Origin of the sequence: Variovorax sp. OV329, assembly GCF_900114785.1 — a bacterium.
Classification (GTDB): Bacteria; Pseudomonadota; Gammaproteobacteria; order Burkholderiales; family Burkholderiaceae_C; genus Variovorax.
In genome coordinates this window covers 48,482-65,057 of the sequence record NZ_FOUG01000005.1, presented here as the reverse complement: position 1 = coordinate 65,057, position 16,576 = coordinate 48,482, and the positions used below count along the sequence as shown (strand labels likewise).

General features: G+C 66.2%; 11 protein-coding genes. 10 read left to right on the top strand and 1 reads right to left on the bottom strand.

Annotation, left to right across the window (positions count from 1 at the left end; translation table 11 throughout):
• The first annotated feature begins 129 nt into the window (after positions 1-129).
• Genes aceE through lpdA form a run of 4 tightly spaced genes read left to right on the top strand, consistent with a single transcriptional unit; the run spans position 130 to position 7,013 of the window.
• Complete coding sequence (gene aceE / locus BM345_RS09870; protein ID WP_093378612.1) at positions 130-2,859, top strand: pyruvate dehydrogenase (acetyl-transferring), homodimeric type; 2,730 nt, start codon at positions 130-132, stop codon at positions 2,857-2,859.
• Positions 2,860-2,914: 55 nt separating this feature from the next.
• Positions 2,915-4,585 (top strand): dihydrolipoyllysine-residue acetyltransferase, encoded by a 1,671-nt coding sequence (aceF, locus tag BM345_RS09865; RefSeq protein ID WP_093378609.1) that lies wholly within the window; start codon positions 2,915-2,917, stop codon positions 4,583-4,585.
• Between the two features lie 22 nt (positions 4,586-4,607).
• Positions 4,608-5,195 (top strand): Ntn hydrolase family protein, encoded by a 588-nt coding sequence (locus tag BM345_RS09860; protein ID WP_093378606.1) that lies wholly within the window; start codon positions 4,608-4,610, stop codon positions 5,193-5,195.
• 3 nt (positions 5,196-5,198) lie between these two features.
• Entirely contained in the window at positions 5,199-7,013 is a 1,815-nt protein-coding gene (gene lpdA, locus BM345_RS09855; RefSeq protein WP_093378602.1) for a dihydrolipoyl dehydrogenase, read from the top strand.
• 79 nt (positions 7,014-7,092) lie between these two features.
• On the opposite strand, the gene BM345_RS09850 is transcribed toward lpdA, so the two are convergent.
• The gene (locus BM345_RS09850) at positions 7,093-7,653 is read right to left on the bottom strand and encodes a C40 family peptidase (protein WP_093378599.1); all 561 of its coding nucleotides are present in this window, start codon (positions 7,651-7,653) and stop codon (positions 7,093-7,095) included.
• Positions 7,654-7,843: 190 nt separating this feature from the next.
• On the opposite strand from BM345_RS09850, the gene BM345_RS09845 reads away from it, so the two are divergent.
• The 6 genes from BM345_RS09845 to odhB all read left to right on the top strand — a co-directional run bounded on the left by BM345_RS09845 (position 7,844) and on the right by odhB (position 16,564).
• Entirely contained in the window at positions 7,844-8,947 is a 1,104-nt protein-coding gene (locus BM345_RS09845) for a PQQ-dependent sugar dehydrogenase (RefSeq protein ID WP_093378596.1), read from the top strand.
• Positions 8,944-9,408: a BON domain-containing protein gene (locus BM345_RS09840; RefSeq protein ID WP_093378593.1), complete on the top strand. Its 465-nt coding sequence runs from the start codon at positions 8,944-8,946 to the stop codon at positions 9,406-9,408. The genes BM345_RS09845 and BM345_RS09840 overlap by 4 nt, the downstream gene beginning before the upstream one ends.
• A 52-nt stretch (positions 9,409-9,460) precedes the next feature.
• A complete protein-coding gene (locus tag BM345_RS09835; protein WP_093379416.1) occupies positions 9,461-10,066 on the top strand; it encodes an isochorismatase family protein in 606 nt (201 codons plus the stop codon).
• A gap of 170 nt (positions 10,067-10,236) precedes the next feature.
• Positions 10,237-12,183, top strand: a complete 1,947-nt coding sequence (locus BM345_RS09830) for a propionate--CoA ligase (protein WP_302847527.1) — start codon at positions 10,237-10,239, stop codon at positions 12,181-12,183.
• A gap of 175 nt (positions 12,184-12,358) precedes the next feature.
• A complete protein-coding gene (locus tag BM345_RS09825; RefSeq protein ID WP_093378588.1) occupies positions 12,359-15,247 on the top strand; it encodes a 2-oxoglutarate dehydrogenase E1 component in 2,889 nt (962 codons plus the stop codon).
• Between the two features lie 51 nt (positions 15,248-15,298).
• Positions 15,299-16,564, top strand: coding sequence for a 2-oxoglutarate dehydrogenase complex dihydrolipoyllysine-residue succinyltransferase (gene odhB, locus BM345_RS09820; RefSeq protein ID WP_093378586.1), 1,266 nt, complete (start codon positions 15,299-15,301; stop codon positions 16,562-16,564).
• Positions 16,565-16,576 lie beyond the last annotated feature (12 nt).

Genomic DNA, 16,576 nt, shown 5'->3' with positions numbered 1-16,576 from the left:
CTCGTGTTTCAAGATTTCATATTACAAGATGAAAAAGCACCATTTGAAATTGAGACTTTTTTGTGGGACACTGCCGCGCAACCTCAACCGGCACTAAATTAAGAGCCACACCCATCAAGGAGACAAAGCATGTCGGCAAATCCCGAGAAGACCTTCGGTTCGGCTGCAGCGAACGATGCGGACGCGCAGGAAACGCGCGAATGGATGGACGCCTTGTCCGCCGTGATCCAGAGCGAGGGCCGTGAACGCGCCCACTTCCTGCTCGAGCAACTCCTCGAGCACGCGCGCCAGAACAGCATCGACAAACCCTTCTCGGCCAACACCGCTTACGTCAACACGATCGAGCCCGACCAGGAAGACCGTTCGCCCGGCAACCTGGAGATCGAGGAGCGCCTGCGCTCCTACATGCGCTGGAACGCCATGGCGATGGTGGTCAAGGCCAACCGCCTGCACCCGCCCGAGGGCGGCGACCTGGGCGGCCACATCGGCTCCTTTGCCTCGCTGGCCTCCATGTTCGGCGCGGGCTTCAACCACTTCTGGCATGCCGAGAGCGAAGGCCACGGCGGCGATTGCCTCTACATCCAGGGCCACGTGTCGCCCGGCATCTATGCCCGCGCCTACCTGGAAGGCCGCCTGACCGAAGACCAGCTGCTGAACTTCCGCCAGGAAGTGGACGGCAAGGGCCTGTCGAGCTACCCGCACCCCAAGCTCATGCCCGCCTTCTGGCAGTTCCCGACCGTCTCCATGGGCCTGGGCCCGCTGATGGCCATCTACCAGGCGCGTTTCCTGAAGTACCTGCACGCCCGCGGCATCGCCGACACCTCCAACCGCAAGGTCTGGGTCTTCTGCGGCGACGGCGAGATGGACGAGGTCGAGTCGCTGGGCGCCATCGGCCTGGCCGCGCGTGAGCGCCTGGACAACCTGATCTTCGTGATCAACTGCAACCTGCAGCGCCTGGACGGCCCGGTGCGCGGTAACGGCAAGATCGTCCAGGAGCTCGAGGGCGAGTTCCGCGGTGCCGGCTGGAACGTCATCAAGCTGCTGTGGGGCAGCAACTGGGATCCGCTCCTGGCCCGCGACAAGGACGGGGCGCTGCGCAAGCTCATGATGGAGACCAACGACGGCGACTATCAGTCCTTCAAGGCCAACGACGGCGCCTATGTGCGCAAGCACTTCTTCGGCCGCGACCCGCGCACGGCCGAGATGGTGGCCAACATGAGCGACGACGACATCTGGAACCTTCGCCGCGGCGGCCATGATTCGCAGAAGGTCTACGCCGCCTTCTCGTCGGCGGTCAAGCACACCGGCCAGCCCACCGTGCTGCTGATCAAGACCGTCAAGGGCTTCGGCATGGGCAAGATCGGCGAAGGCAAGAACACCGTGCACCAGACCAAGAAGCTGGGCGAAGAGGACATCAAGGCCTTCCGCGACCGCTTCAACATCCCGATCCCCGACAGCCAGATCGCGGACCTGCCTTTCTACAAGCCGGCCGACGACACGCCGGAAATGAAGTACCTGCACGAGCGCCGCAAGGCGCTGGGCGGCTACCTGCCGCACCGCCGCGCCAAGGCCGACGAGAGCTTCACAGTGCCTTCGCTGGAGACCTTCAAGTCGGTGCTCGAGCCCACGGCCGAGGGCCGCGAGATCTCCACCACCCAGGCTTACGTGCGCTTCCTCACGCAACTGCTGCGCGACCAGGCGCTGGGCCCGCGGGTGGTGCCGATCCTGGTGGACGAGGCCCGCACCTTCGGCATGGAAGGCCTGTTCCGCCAGATTGGTATCTACAACCCCGATGGACAGCAGTACACCCCGGTCGACAAGGACCAGGTCATGTACTACAAGGAAGACAAGTCGGGCCAGATCCTGCAGGAAGGCATCAACGAGGCCGGCGGCATGTCCAGCTGGATCGCGGCGGCCACCAGCTACAGCACCAACAACCGCATCATGGTGCCGTTCTACGTGTACTACTCGATGTTCGGCTTCCAGCGCGTCGGCGACCTGGCCTGGGCGGCGGGCGACATGCAGGCGCGAGGCTTCCTGCTGGGCGGCACCTCCGGGCGCACCACGCTCAACGGCGAAGGCCTGCAGCACGAGGACGGCCACAGCCACATCCTGGCCAACACCATCCCCAACTGCGTGAGCTACGACCCGACCTTCGCGCATGAAGTCGGCGTGATCCTGCACCACGGCCTCAAGCGCATGGTGGAGAAGCAGGACAACGTCTACTACTACCTGACCCTGCTCAACGAGAACTACGCGATGCCTGGCCTGCAGCCCGGCACCGAGGAGCAGATCATCAAGGGCATGTACCTGTGCAAGCAGGCGCCCGCCGTCAAGGCCGCCAAGGGCAAGGAGGCGCCTTCGGTGCAGCTGATGGGCAGCGGCACCATCCTGCGCGAGAGCTTCGCGGCGCAGGAACTGCTGGAGAAGGACTGGGGCGTGAGCGCCGGCGTCTGGAGCTGCCCGAGCTTCAACGAGCTGACCCGCGACGGCCTGGACTGCGAGCGCTGGAACCTGCTGCACCCCACCGAGAAGGCGCGCGTGCCTTTTATCGCGCAGCAGCTCTCGGCCAGCACCGGCCCGGTGGTGGCGTCCACCGACTACATGAAGGCCTACGCCGACCAGGTGCGTGCCTTCATCCCCAAGGACCGCAACTTCAAGGTGCTGGGCACCGACGGCTTCGGCCGCAGCGACTTCCGCAGCAAGCTGCGCGAGCACTTCGAGATCAACCGGCACTACATCACCGTGGCGGCGCTCAAGGCGCTGACCGAGGACGGCGTGCTGCCGGCGGCCAAGGTCCAGGAGGCGATCCAGAAGTACGGAATCAACGCCGACAAGATCAACCCGCTCTACGCCTGAGAAACTCGGGCGCCCCCAACAACCAACAATACGCTTTCGGGCGGGAGACACGAACATGGCTATGGTGGAAGTCAAGGTGCCGGACATCGGCGATTTCGACGAGGTCGCAGTGATCGAGGTGCTGGTCAAAGTCGGCGACACGGTCAAGCCGGAGCAGTCGCTCATCACGGTGGAGTCGGACAAGGCCTCGATGGAGATTCCCTCGTCCGCCGCCGGCGTGGTGAAGGAGATCAAGGTGCAGGTCGGCAGCAAGGTGAAGGAGGGCAGCGTGGTGCTGAGCCTCGAATCCGATGCGGCTGCTGCGCCTGCACCGGCGGCGCAGGCCTCGGCTGCTGCGCCTGCAGCAGCGCCCGCGAGTGCGCCGGCTCCGGCACCAGCGCCCGCTGCGGCCCCTGCCGCCAGCAGCGGCCCGGTCGAGGTAAAGGTGCCCGACATCGGCGACTTCAAGGACGTGGCCGTCATCGAGGTGCTGGTCAAGCCCGGCGATTCGATCAAGGTCGAGCAGTCGCTCATCACCGTCGAGTCCGACAAGGCCTCGATGGAGATCCCGTCCTCGGCGGCCGGCACGCTCAAGGAACTCAAGGTCAAGGTGGGCGACACGGTCAACGTGGGCGACCTGATCGCGGTGCTGGAAGGCGCCGGCGGTGCGGCGCCCGCTTCGGCACCTGCGCCCGTGGCGGCAGCCGGCGCGCCGGCTGCTGCGACTGCCTCGGCGCCTGCGCCCGCAGCAGAAGCAGCAGCAGCAGCGCCTGCGGCCGCAGCAGCGCACGACCCGACGGTCGCGCCCAGCGGCCAGCTGCCCCATGCCTCGCCCTCGGTGCGCAAGTACGCACGCGAACTCGGCGTGCCGCTCGAAGAAGTGAAGGGCAGCGGTCCCAAGGGCCGCATCACGCAGGAAGACGTCCAGAACTTCACCCGCGCCGTGATGAGCGGCCAGGCGGTGCCCAAGGCCGCCGCGGCCTCGCGCCCTGCGGCATCCGGCGGCGGCGCCGGCCTGGACCTGCTGCCCTGGCCCAAGGTGGACTTCAGCAAGTTCGGCACCTTCGAGCGCAAGGAGCTCTCGCGCATCAAGAAGATCAGCGGCGCGAACCTGCACCGCAACTGGGTGATGATCCCCCACGTCACCAACAACGACGAGGCCGACATCACCGAGCTGGAGGCCTTCCGCGTCTCCACCAACAAGGAGAACGAGAAGTCGGGCGTCAAGGTGACGATGCTGGCCTTCGTGATCAAGGCGGTGGTCTCGGCACTGAAGAAGTTCCCCGAGTTCAACACCAGCCTGGACGGCGACGCCCTGGTCTACAAGCAGTACTACCACGTCGGCTTCGCGGCCGACACGCCCAACGGCCTGGTGGTGCCCGTGCTCAAGGACGCCGACAAGAAGGGCGTGTTGCAGATCAGCCAGGAGATGGGCGAGCTGGCCAAGAAGGCGCGCGACGGCAAGCTGGGCGCGGCCGACATGCAGGGCGGTTGCTTCTCGATCAGCTCCTTGGGCGGCATCGGCGGCACGAACTTCACGCCGATCATCAACGCACCCGAGGTGGCCATCCTGGGCCTGTCCAAGAGCGCGATGAAGCCGGTGTGGGACGGCAAGCAGTTCGTGCCGCGGCTGACGCTGCCGCTGTCGCTGTCCTATGACCACCGCGTGATCGACGGCGCCTCGGCGGCCCGCTTCAACGCCTACCTGGGCCAGGTCCTGGCGGACTTCCGCCGGGTCCTGCTGTGAGCCACCTGGCGCGGTTCACGGCATGACCACGGTGGTGGCCGTCCGCAAAGGCGGCCAAGTGGCGCTGATGGCAGACACGCTGGTCACCTTCGGGGACACGCGGCTGTCGCACCGCATGGAGGCCAACCAGAAGGCCTTCGAGGTGCCGGACGCGCAGGGCAAGAGCATCTTTGCCGCCGCTGGCGCGGCCGCGCACTTCCTGGTGCTGCGGCATGCACTGGCCGCGCAGCCGCGCGAGGAGATTCGCCTTGGCAGCAAGGACGACGTCTTCCGCACGCTGTCGCGGCTGCATCCGGTGCTCAAGGAAAGCTACTTCCTGCAGACCAAGGAAGACGACCACGACCCCTATGAATCGAGCCAGTTCACGCTGCTGATCGCCAACCCGAGCGGGATCTACGGCGTCTACAGCTACCGCGAGGTGTTCGAGTTCAAGGAGTTCTGGAGCATCGGCTCGGGGCGCAGCTTCGCGCTCGGCGCCATGCACGCGGCCTATGGCGGCAAGGGCCGCACGGCACGCGAGGTGGCCAAGGCGGGCATCGAAGCCGCCTGCGAATTCGATCGCAATTCGGCCGGACCGGTCGACGTATTCACTCTCAAATTGAAGGTGTAGGCAATGAGCGAACAACAAATCAAGGTGCCCGACATCGGTGACTTCGCGGAGGTCGCGGTGATCGAGGTGCTGGTCAAGCCAGGCGACAAGATCAAGGCCGAGCAGTCGCTGATCACGGTGGAGTCGGACAAGGCCTCGATGGAGATCCCTTCCAGCCACGCAGGCACGGTGAAGTCGCTGGCCGTGAAGGTGGGCGACAAGGTGAGCGAAGGCTCGGTGGTGCTCACGCTGGAGGTGGAAGAGGGCGCAGCTGCTGCGGCGCCCGCGCCGTCAGCGGCTGCGCCCGCGGCCAAAGCGGCCCCGGCGCCCAGCCCGGCGCCTGCGGTGGCCACCGGCCCGGCCGGCAGCTACAGCGGCTCGGTCGACCTGGAATGCGACGTGCTGGTGCTCGGCGCCGGCCCCGGCGGCTATTCGGCCGCGTTCCGCAGCGCCGACCTGGGCATGAAGACGGTCATCGTGGAGCGCTACGCCACGCTGGGCGGCGTGTGCCTCAACGTGGGTTGCATCCCCTCCAAGGCACTTCTGCACGTGGCCGGCGTGATGGACGAGGTCAAGCACTTCGCCGACCTGGGCGTGGACTACGGCGCCCCCAAGATCGACCGCACCAAGCTGCTGGGCTACAAGAACAAGGTGGTGGGCAAGCTCACCGGCGGCCTCGCCGCGATGGCCAAGATGCGCAAGGTGACCACGGTGCGCGGCATCGGCACCTTCCTGGACCCCTACCACCTCGAAGTGCAGGAAACCACCGGCGACGGCAAGGATGCCGGCGGCAAGAAGCAGGTCATCCGCTTCCGCAACTGCATCATCGCCGCCGGCTCGCAGTCGGTGAGCCTGCCCTTCATGCCCAAGGACCCGCGCGTCGTCGACTCCACGGGTGCACTGGAACTGGCGCACGAGCCCAAGCGCATGCTGGTGCTGGGCGGCGGCATCATCGGCCTGGAGATGGGCACGGTCTATTCCACGCTGGGCGCCCGCCTGGACGTGGTCGAAATGCTCGACGGCCTGATGCAGGGCGCCGACCGCGACCTGGTCAAGGTCTGGCAGAAGTTGAACACACCGCGCTTCGACAACATCATGCTCAAGACCAAGACGGTCGCGGCCGAGGCGACGAAGGAAGGCATCCGGGTCACCTTCGAGGGCGAGCAGGCACCGAAGGAACCGCAGGTCTACGACCTGGTGCTTCAGGCCGTGGGCCGCAGCCCCAACGGCAAGAAGATCGGCGCCGAGAAGGCCGGCGTGGCAGTGGGCGACCGCGGCTTCATCCCGGTCGACATCCAGATGCGCACCAACGTGCGGCACATCTTTGCCATCGGCGACATCATCGGCCAGCCCATGCTGGCCCACAAGGCGGTGCACGAGGGCCACGTGGCGGCCGAGGTGATCGCCGGCGAGCAGAAGGGCGACAAGGAACTGGCAAGCGCTGCCTTCCAGGCGCGTGTGATCCCCAGCGTGGCCTACACCGACCCCGAGGTGGCCTGGGTGGGCCTGACCGAGGACGCGGCCAAGGCGGAGGGCATCAAGGTCAAGAAGGGCCTGTTCCCATGGACGGCTTCGGGCCGCGCCATTGCCAACGGTCGCGACGAAGGCGTGACCAAGCTGCTGTTCGACGCCGAGACGCACCGCATCGTCGGCGGCGGCATCGTCGGCACGCATGCGGGCGACCTGATCAGCGAAGTGGCCCTGGCCATCGAGATGGGCGCGGACGAAGTGGACATCGGCAAGACCATCCACCCGCATCCGACGCTGGGCGAATCGATCGGCATGGCGGCCGAAGTCGCGCACGGCACCTGCACGGACCTGCCGCCGCAGCGGCGCTAAGCCGAGGTGAAGGGCGGCTTGCGCCGCCCGGAAAACAAAAACCCGCCGACGGCGGGTTTTTTGTTGGGGTGCGGCGCGGTCAGTCGCCGCTGACGGGGGTGACCCCGCTGGCGTCGGCCTGAACGCGGCGTGCGCCGTTGAAGCGGCGCTGCCAGTAGCTGCCGTTCATGTCCTCGACGCGCACGGAGGCACCGGTGCGCGGCGCGTGGACGAACTTGCCGTCGCCGATGTACACGCCCACGTGGCTGAAGGCGCGGCGCATGGTGTTGAAGAACACCAGGTCGCCCGGCTTGAGTTCGTTGCGATCGATCTTTTCGGTGGCTGCGGCCTGCTCTTCGGCGCGGCGCGGCAGGACCAGGCCCAGGGTCTGGTTGTAGACGGCGCGGACCAGGCCGCTGCAGTCCAGGCCGGTCTCGGCGGTGTTGCCGCCACGGCGGTACGGGACGCCGATGAAACCCATGGCGCCGCTCACCAGGGTGGAGGTGCGGTCAGAGACCGTCTGGCGAACCTGTTCGAGCTGGGCGATCAAACCCTGGTCGACCAGCAGACGGCCGATTTCGTCATTGCGCTCGATTTGGGGTGCTGCAACGGCAACGCTGCAAGCGGCCAGAAGGAGTACAGGTAAGACGATAAAACGCATGACGCGTAGGATATTGATGACATTGGGTCATGTCAAACAATGTAAAAGCTGAACTAATGATCCTAACTCATTGTTGCAAAACAACATTCAGTTCAACGATGATTATAAAAATGTAACTTGTTTGGTTGGCCCTTTTGGGGCTGGCCTTTCAAGTAATGGCAAAGTTTTCGCTTTTGGACTGGAGCCGCACATGCGCTTCTCACGCCTTTTGGCCTATGTGTTGATGCTTGCCGGTGCCACTGCGGCCATGGCCGAGCCCCGGCCGGTGGTGGTCGCCAGCGGCCTGGAGAACCCCTGGGGCCTGGCTTTCCTGCCCAGCGGCCGCTACCTGGTGACCGAAAAACTGGGCCGCATGCGTGTCATCGATGCGGAAGGCAAGGTGAGTGCGCCGCTGCAGGGCGTGCCGCAGGTGGCGATCGGCGGGCAGGGCGGCCTGCTGGACGTGGTGCTGGATTCGGGCTTCGACAGCAACCGGACCCTGTACTTCTGCTTCTCGGAGCCCGATGCGGACGGCCGCGCCAACAGCACCGCGCTGGCCAAGGCCCAGCTGTCGACGGACCGCGCGCGGCTCGAAAACGTGCGCGTCATCTTCAGCCAGCAGCCCAAGGTCGCCAGCCGCAATCACTTCGGCTGCCGCATCGCCGAGGGCAAGGACGGCAACCTCTACATGACCATGGGGGACCGCTTCAGCCGCAAGGAAGACGCGCAGAAACTGGACAACCACTTGGGCAAGATCATCCGGGTCACCAAGGACGGCGCTGCGCCTCCGGACAACCCCTTCGTCGGCCAGGCCGGCGCCTTGCCCGAGATCTGGAGCTACGGCCACCGCAACGGCCAGGGCCTGGCCTTCGCGCAGGACGGGCGGCTGTGGATGACCGAGCACGGCCCGCAGGGTGGGGACGAGATCAACATCGTGCAGCCCGGCCACAACTACGGCTGGCCGGTGATCACCTACGGCGAGAACTACGGCGGCGGCAAGATCGGCGACGGCATCACCGCCAAGGAAGGCATGGACCCGCCGCTGCACTACTGGGTGCCCTCGATCGCGCCCTCGGGCATGGCCTTCCTCAACAGCGACCGCTACGGAAAGGGCTGGCGGGGCAACCTCTTCGTGGGCTCGCTCAAGTTCGGCTACCTGGACCGCATCGAGATCCAGGGCGGCAAGGTGGTGGCCGAGCACAAATTTCTGGAGGATGACCGTGCGCGCATCCGCGACGTGCGCCAGGGGCCCGACGGCCTGATCTACGTGCTGACGGACCAGAGCAAAGGCCAGTTGATCCGGCTTCAGCCATGACGCCTCGCGCCCGCCCTGGCCTGCTCGCGTTGTGCGTGGCGCTGGCGGGGGGCGCTTCCGCGGCGCAGGAGCGGGCCAACTTCTTCAATGACCCCTTCGAGCAGGTCACCTCGGGCATCGCGTCCTGCCCCGTTCCGGACGGGCCGCTGATCACGAAGCAGGAGATGCTCTCGCAGACCCACGGCCGGGCCGAGCGCGGCACCAGTTGCTACCAGTCGGGCCGCTGCCGCCTGCCCAACGCCTACCTGTACGACCCGGACATCGTCGCGCGCAGCAAGAAGGCCGTGCTGGCCGAAGGCCGCTATGGCGACACCAGCGTCTGGGTGATGGGCCAGCGGCGCTGGGTCTGGCTGCAGGGGTGCGTGCGCACCAAGGCGCAGTCGGACGCGCTGGAGCGCATGATCCGATCTCTGGACGACGTCGAGAACGTCATGAACGAACTGAAGATCGTGCCGCCTTGAGGGGTGCGGTTCGGTGGTACTTTCGGAGATTGACCTGAACAGCCCCAACGACATGCTTCTCGACGCCTCCCAATCCCAACTCGTTCTGGTGGACTACCAGGAACGCCTGATGCCTGCCATCTTCGAAGCCGAGGCCGTGGCTCGCAACGCGGTGCGCCTGGGCCAACTGGCAAGGTTGCTGAAGGTGCCGGCCTTCGCCACCGAGGAGAACCCTTCGGGCCTGGGTCCGAATCTGGCCGAACTGAAGCCGCTGGTGCAGCGCACCCTGTCGAAGATGCAGTTCAGCGCGGTGGAGGAGGGGCTGGCCGAATGGCTGCGCGCCCCCGCGCCCGCCGCACCGCGCGGCAATGCCCGCAGCCTGCCCAAGCACCTGCAGAAGCCGGCGCAGGCCGCCGAGGAACGCAACCAGATCGTCATCGCCGGCTGCGAGGCGCACGTGTGCCTTTTGCAGACGGCGCTGGACCTCATCGAGGACGAGTTCGAGGTCTGGGTCGTCACCGACGCCTGCAGTTCGCGCACCGAGCGCAACCGCGATGCCGCCTTCGACCGCCTGGCCGGCGCCGGCGCGGAACTGGTGACCACCGAGATGGTGGCCTTCGAATGGCTGCGTGGGTGCGAGCACCCGGCCTTTCGCGAGGTGCTGGCGCTGGTGCGCTGAGGGGCAGGGCCTGAGGTCCTGGCACTACGGCGGAGCCGGCGCGGAGCTGGCGCTTGGAAGCGGCTGGAGGCGCTGACTGACTAACGGGCAGCCCGGGACGCCGCCTTGTCAGCTTCCCGAAAGCCCAAGTCTCATAATTATGAATTCAGTTTCGGCTCAAATGCCGGGCCCTGAAGTCAACGAAGCAGGAGACAGCCAAGATGAGCGCCAGCAGCTATGCCGAGTTCTACCGCCGTTCGATCGACTCCCCCGAGGCGTTCTGGGCCGAGCAGGCCCGCCTGATCGACTGGCAGACGCCGCCGGCGCGCATCCTGGACGATTCCAGGCCGCCTTTCGTGCACTGGTTCGCGGGCGGCAAGACCAACCTGTGCCACAACGCGGTCGACCGGCACCTGGCGCAGCGCGCCGACCAGCCGGCGCTGATCCACGTCTCCACCGAGACCGGCAGCGAGCGGACCTACTCCTTTGGTCAACTGCACGAGGAAGTGCAGCGGGTGGCGGCCAGCCTGCGCGCGCTGGGCGTCGCCAAAGGCGACCGGGTGCTCATCTACATGCCCATGATTCCCGAAGCCGCCTTCGCGATGCTGGCCTGTGCGCGCATCGGCGCCATCCACTGCGTGGTCTTCGGCGGCTTCGCCAGCGGCGCGCTGGCCTCGCGCATCGAGGACGCAGCGCCCAAGGTGGTGGTGAGCGCCGATGCGGGCTCGCGCGGCGGCAAGGTGGTGGCGTACAAGCCGCTGCTGGACGAGGCGATCCGGCTGTCGAAGCACAAGCCCGAGGCGGTGCTGCTGACCGACCGCGGCCTGGCCCCGATGGAATTGAACCCCGGGCGCGACCACCTCGACAGCGATCTGGCGGCGGGCCTCAAGTCCACCGACGTTCCTTGCGAATGGCTGGACGCCACCGACATCAGCTACACCATCTACACCAGCGGCACCACCGGCCGCCCCAAGGGCGTGCAGCGCGACACCGGCGGATACGCGGTGGCGCTGGCGGCCAGCATGAAGCACATCTTCGACGGCCGGCCAGGGGAAACCTACTTCTCCACCAGCGACATCGGCTGGGTGGTGGGCCAAAGCTACATCGTCTACGGCCCGCTCATCGCGGGGATGGCCACGCTGATGTACGAGGGCCTGCCCACGCAAGGCATGGACCGCGGGCCGGACGGCGGCATCTGGTGGCAGCTGGTCCAGAAGTACAAGGTGACGGTGATGTTCAGCGCGCCCACCGCGGTGCGCGTGCTCAAGAAGCAGGATCCGGCGCTGCTCAAGAAATACGACCTGTCGTCGCTGCGCGCGCTGTTCCTGGCGGGCGAACCGCTTGACGAGCCTACCGCCCGCTGGATCAGCGAGGGCCTGGGAGTGCCCATCATCGACAACTACTGGCAGACCGAATCGGGCTGGCCGATCATCACGCTGGCCAGCGGCGTCGAGAACAAGCAAGCCAAGTTCGGCAGCCCCGGCGTCCCGATGTACGGCTACAAGGTGAAGATCCTGCACGAATCCACCGGCGAAGAGCTGACGGCGCCCAACGAAAAGGGCGTGGTCGTCATCGAAGGCCCGACACCGCCGGGCTTCATGCAGACCGTGTGGAAGGACGACGACCGCTTCGTCAACACCTACTGGAAGAGCGTGCCCGGGCGCATGGTCTATTCCACCTTCGACTGGGGCATCCGCGATGAAGACGGCTACTTCTACATCCTGGGCCGCACCGACGACGTGATCAACGTGGCCGGCCACCGACTGGGCACCCGCGAGATCGAGGAATGCATCTCGGGCCACAACGGCGTGGCTGAAGTGGCGGTGGTGGGCGTTGCCGATGCGCTCAAGGGGCAGGTGGCCATGGCCTTCGCGGTGCCCAAGGACTCGCTCGCATTGACCGACCCGGCACGCGCCCTGGCGCTGGAAGGCGAGGTGATGCAGCGCGTGAACGACGAACTGGGTGCCGTCGCGCGGCCGGCACGGGTGCGCTTCGTCTCGGCCCTGCCCAAGACGCGCAGCGGCAAGCTCCTGCGCCGGGCCATCCAGGCCGTGTGCGAGCAGCGCGACCCGGGCGACCTCACCACGATGGACGATCCGACTTCCCTACAACAGATCCGCCAACTCGTGCAAGGGTAAGGAGAAGGGCGGGTCTGGATTAATTGGATACCGCCGTCATCTGCTCGTAGTGGCACAATGCGAGGGTACTCAGGCCCTTCCAGCCACAGTCGCATCCGCCAACCGGTTCAGCCGTGTCGCGGAAGGTTTTCCAGCCAACTCGTGCTTCCTCAAGGGAAGCGAAGGTCAGCGCAACATGAGCGATTCATCGTCGTCGACGCCCGGCTCGGGCGTCTATCAAGCCTATCAGGGCAACACCTATCTCTTCGGGGGCAACGCGCCCTACGTCGAAGAGATGTACGAGAACTACCTCGCCAACCCCACCAGCGTGCCCGACAACTGGCGCTCGTATTTCGACGCGCTCCAGAACGTGCCCGCCACCGACGGGACCAATACCAAGGACGTCCCGCACCTGCCGGTCGTCAACGCATTCGCCGACCTGGCCAAGAAGGGCACCACGCGCGTGGTGCAGGCCAGCGGTGCCGATTCCGAACTGGGCCGCAAGCGCACCGCCGTCCAGCAGCTGATCGCCGCCTACCGCAACGTCGGCGCCCGCTGGGCCGACCTGGACCCGCTCAAGCGCACCGAGCGTCCCGCCATTCCCGAGCTGGAGCCCTCGTTCTACGACTTCAAGGACGCCGACCTCGAGACGGTGTTCAACACCAGCAACACCTTCTTCGGCAAGGACACCATGTCCTTGCGCGAGCTGCTCAACGCGCTGCGTGAAACCTACTGCGGCTCCATCGGCGCCGAGTACATGTACATCACCGACCAGGCGCAGAAGCGCTGGTGGCAGCAGAAGCTCGAGAGCGCCCGCACCAACCCGCAGCTGAGCGTCGACGAGAAGAAGCATGTGCTCGACCGGCTGACCGCCGCCGAGGGCCTGGAGCGCTTCCTGCACACCAAGTACGTCGGCCAGAAGCGTTTCTCGCTGGAAGGCGGCGAGAGCTTCATCGTTTCGATGGACGAACTGATCAACCAGGCCGGCCTCAAGGGCGTGCAGGAAATCGTGATCGGCATGGCCCACCGCGGCCGCCTGAACGTTCTGGTGAACTCGCTGGGCAAGATGCCCGCCGACCTGTTCGCCGAGTTCGACCACACCGCGCCCGAAGACCTGCCCTCGGGCGACGTGAAGTACCACCAGGGCTTCAGCTCCGACGTCACCACCGCCGGCGGCCCGGTGCACCTGAGCCTGGCCTTCAACCCCTCGCACCTGGAAATCGTGAACCCGGTGGTCGAAGGCTCGGTGCGTGCCCGCATGGACCGCCGCGGCGACCCGCACGGCAAGCAGGTGCTGCCGGTGCTGGTGCACGGCGACGCCGCCTTCGCAGGCCAGGGCGTGGTCATGGAAACGCTGGCGCTGGCCGAGACCCGGGGCTACTTCACCGGTGGCACCGTGCACCTGGTCATCAACAACCAGATCGGCTTCACCACCAGCGACCCGCGCGACAGCCGCTCCACGCTGTACTGCACCGACATCGTCAAGATGATCGATGCGCCGGTGCTGCACGTGAACGGCGACGACCCCGAAGCCGTGGTGCTGGCCACCCAGCTCGCCCTGGAGTTCCGCATGGAGTTCCAGAAGGACGTGGTGGTGGACATCATCTGCTTCCGCAAGCTGGGCCACAACGAGCAGGACACCCCCTCGCTCACCCAGCCGCTGATGTACAAGAAGATCGCCAAGCACCCCGGCACGCGCAAGCTGTACGCCGACAAGCTGGCCACCCAAGGCCTGGGCGAGACGCTGGGCGACGACATGGTCAAGGCCTACCGCGCCGCCATGGACGACGGCAAGCACACCATCGACCCGGTGCTGACCAACTTCAAGAGCAAGTACGCGGTCGACTGGAGCCCCTTCCTCAATAAGAAGTGGACCGACGCCGGCGACACGGCGATCCCGCTGGCCGAGTGGAAGCGCCTGGGCGAACGCATCACCACCACGCCCGCCAACTTCACCGTGCATCCGCTGGTCAAGAAGGTGCTGGACGACCGCGCCGCGATGGGCCGCGGCGAGGCCAACGTGGACTGGGGCATGGGCGAGCACATGGCCTTCGCCTCGCTGGTGTCCAGCGGCTACCCGGTGCGCCTGTCGGGCGAGGACTGCGGCCGCGGCACCTTCACGCACCGCCATGCCGTGCTGCATGACCAGAACCGCGAGAAGTTCGACGAAGGCACCTTCGTGCCGCTGCAGAACGTGGCCGACAACCAGGCGCCGTTCGTGGTCATCGACTCCATCCTGTCGGAAGAAGCGGTGCTGGCCTTCGAGTACGGCTACGCCTCCAACGACCCCAACACCCTGGTGATCTGGGAAGCGCAGTTCGGCGACTTCGCCAACGGCGCGCAGGTCGTCATCGACCAGTTCATCGCCTCGGGCGAAGTGAAGTGGGGCCGCGTCAACGGCATCACGCTGATGCTGCCGCATGGCTACGAAGGCCAGGGCCCCGAGCACAGCTCGGCCCGCCTGGAGCGCTTCATGCAGCTGGCCGCCGACACCAACATGCAGGTGGTCCAGCCCACCACGGCCAGCCAGATCTTCCACGTGCTGCGTCGGCAGATGGTGCGCAACCTGCGCAAGCCGCTGATCATCATGACGCCCAAGTCGCTGCTGCGTAACAAGGACGCGACCTCGCCGCTGTCCGAGTTCACCAAGGGCGGCTTCCAGACCGTGATTCCGGACAGCCGCGACCTCAAGGCCGAGAAGGTCAAGCGCGTCGTCGCCTGCTCGGGCAAGGTGTACTACGACCTGGCCAAGAAACGCGAGGAACTGGGCCGCGACGACGTGGCGGTCATCCGCGTCGAGCAGCTCTATCCCTTCCCGCACAAGGCCTTCGCGACGGAACTGAAGAAGTACCCGAACCTGGTCGACGTGGTGTGGAGCCAGGACGAGCCGCAGAACCAGGGCGCCTGGTTCTTCGTGCAGCACCAGATCCACGAGAACATGCAGGAAGGCCAGAAGCTGGGCTACTCCGGCCGCGCCGCCTCGGCCTCGCCGGCGGTGGGTTACTCGCACCTGCACCAGGAACAGCAAAAGGCGCTGGTCGACGGCGCATTCGGCAAGCTCAAGGGCTTCGTGCTGACCAAGTAAGAACGACGAGCCATCGTCAAACAAGAAACACGAAGCGCAAGGACCCTTCAAATGTCTATCGTAGAAGTCAAAGTTCCCCAGTTGTCCGAATCGGTGGCCGAAGCCACGATGCTGCAATGGAAGAAGAAGCCCGGCGAAGCCGTGGCCATCGATGAGATCCTGATCGAGATCGAGACCGACAAGGTCGTGCTGGAAGTGCCGGCGCCCGCCGCCGGCGTGCTGGCCGAAATCATCGCCGGCGACGGCGCCACGGTGGTGGCCGAGCAGGTCATCGCCAGGATCGACACCGCCGCCAAGGCCGGCGCAGCGGCCCCGGCCGCTGCTGCAGCGGCGCCCGCTGCTGCCGCACCCGCGCCCGCCGCGGCTGCTGCCGCGCCGTCCGGCACCTCGAAGTCCGACGTCGCCATGCCCGCCGCTGCCAAGCTGCTGGCCGACAACAACCTGAGCACTTCGCAGGTTGCCGGCACTGGCAAGGACGGCCGCGTGACCAAGGGCGACGTGCTGTCCGCCGTGGCCGGCGGCGCCAAGCCCGCGCCTGCCGTGCAGATCCCCACCGGCGCGCCCAAGACCAGCCTGCAGCAAGTGGCCGCCCCCGCCGGCGCGCCCGACCTTGGCGAGCGCCCCGAGCAGCGCGTGCCCATGAGCCGCCTGCGTGCCCGCATCGCCGAGCGCCTGCTGCAGTCGCAGTCCACCAACGCCATCCTGACCACCTTCAACGAAGTCAACATGGCCCCGGTCATGGAGATGCGCAAGAAGTTCCAGGACCAGTTCACCAAGGAACACGGCGTCAAGATCGGCTTCATGAGCTTCTTCGTGAAAGCGGCCGTGCATGCGCTCAAGAAGTTCCCGGTGCTCAACGCCTCGGTGGATGGCAATGACATCCTCTACCACGGCTACTTCGACATCGGCATCGCCGTCGGCTCGCCGCGCGGCCTGGTCGTGCCCATCCTGCGCAATGCCGACCAGATGAGCTTTGCCGACATCGAGAAGAAGATCGCCGAGTACGGCAAGAAGGCCCAGGAAGGAAAGCTCGGCATCGAAGAGATGACCGGCGGCACCTTCTCGATCTCCAACGGCGGCACCTTCGGCTCGATGCTGTCTACCCCCATCATCAACCCGCCGCAGTCGGCCATCCTGGGCGTGCATGCCACCAAGGATCGCGCTGTCGTCGAGAACGGCCAGATCGTCATTCGCCCGATGAACTACCTGGCCATGAGCTACGACCACCGCATCATCGACGGCCGCGAAGCCGTGCTGGGCCTGGTGGCCATGAAGGAAGCGCTGGAAGATCCTGCTCGCCTCCTGTTCGATATCTGAGAGGGCGAGTTC

What these genes read in the sequence shown, in the direction of transcription:
- aceE (WP_093378612.1), top strand. Translation starts at nt 130, where the DNA reads ATGTCGGCAAATCCCGAGAAGACCTTCGGTTCGGCTGCAGCGAACGAT.
- aceF (WP_093378609.1), top strand. Translation starts at nt 2,915, where the DNA reads ATGGCTATGGTGGAAGTCAAGGTGCCGGACATCGGCGATTTCGACGAG.
- BM345_RS09860 (WP_093378606.1), top strand. Translation starts at nt 4,608, where the DNA reads ATGACCACGGTGGTGGCCGTCCGCAAAGGCGGCCAAGTGGCGCTGATG.
- lpdA (WP_093378602.1), top strand. Translation starts at nt 5,199, where the DNA reads ATGAGCGAACAACAAATCAAGGTGCCCGACATCGGTGACTTCGCGGAG.
- BM345_RS09850 (WP_093378599.1), bottom strand. Translation starts at nt 7,653, where the DNA reads ATGCGTTTTATCGTCTTACCTGTACTCCTTCTGGCCGCTTGCAGCGTT.
- BM345_RS09845 (WP_093378596.1), top strand. Translation starts at nt 7,844, where the DNA reads ATGCGCTTCTCACGCCTTTTGGCCTATGTGTTGATGCTTGCCGGTGCC.
- BM345_RS09840 (WP_093378593.1), top strand. Translation starts at nt 8,944, where the DNA reads ATGACGCCTCGCGCCCGCCCTGGCCTGCTCGCGTTGTGCGTGGCGCTG.
- BM345_RS09835 (WP_093379416.1), top strand. Translation starts at nt 9,461, where the DNA reads ATGCTTCTCGACGCCTCCCAATCCCAACTCGTTCTGGTGGACTACCAG.
- BM345_RS09825 (WP_093378588.1), top strand. Translation starts at nt 12,359, where the DNA reads ATGAGCGATTCATCGTCGTCGACGCCCGGCTCGGGCGTCTATCAAGCC.
- odhB (WP_093378586.1), top strand. Translation starts at nt 15,299, where the DNA reads ATGTCTATCGTAGAAGTCAAAGTTCCCCAGTTGTCCGAATCGGTGGCC.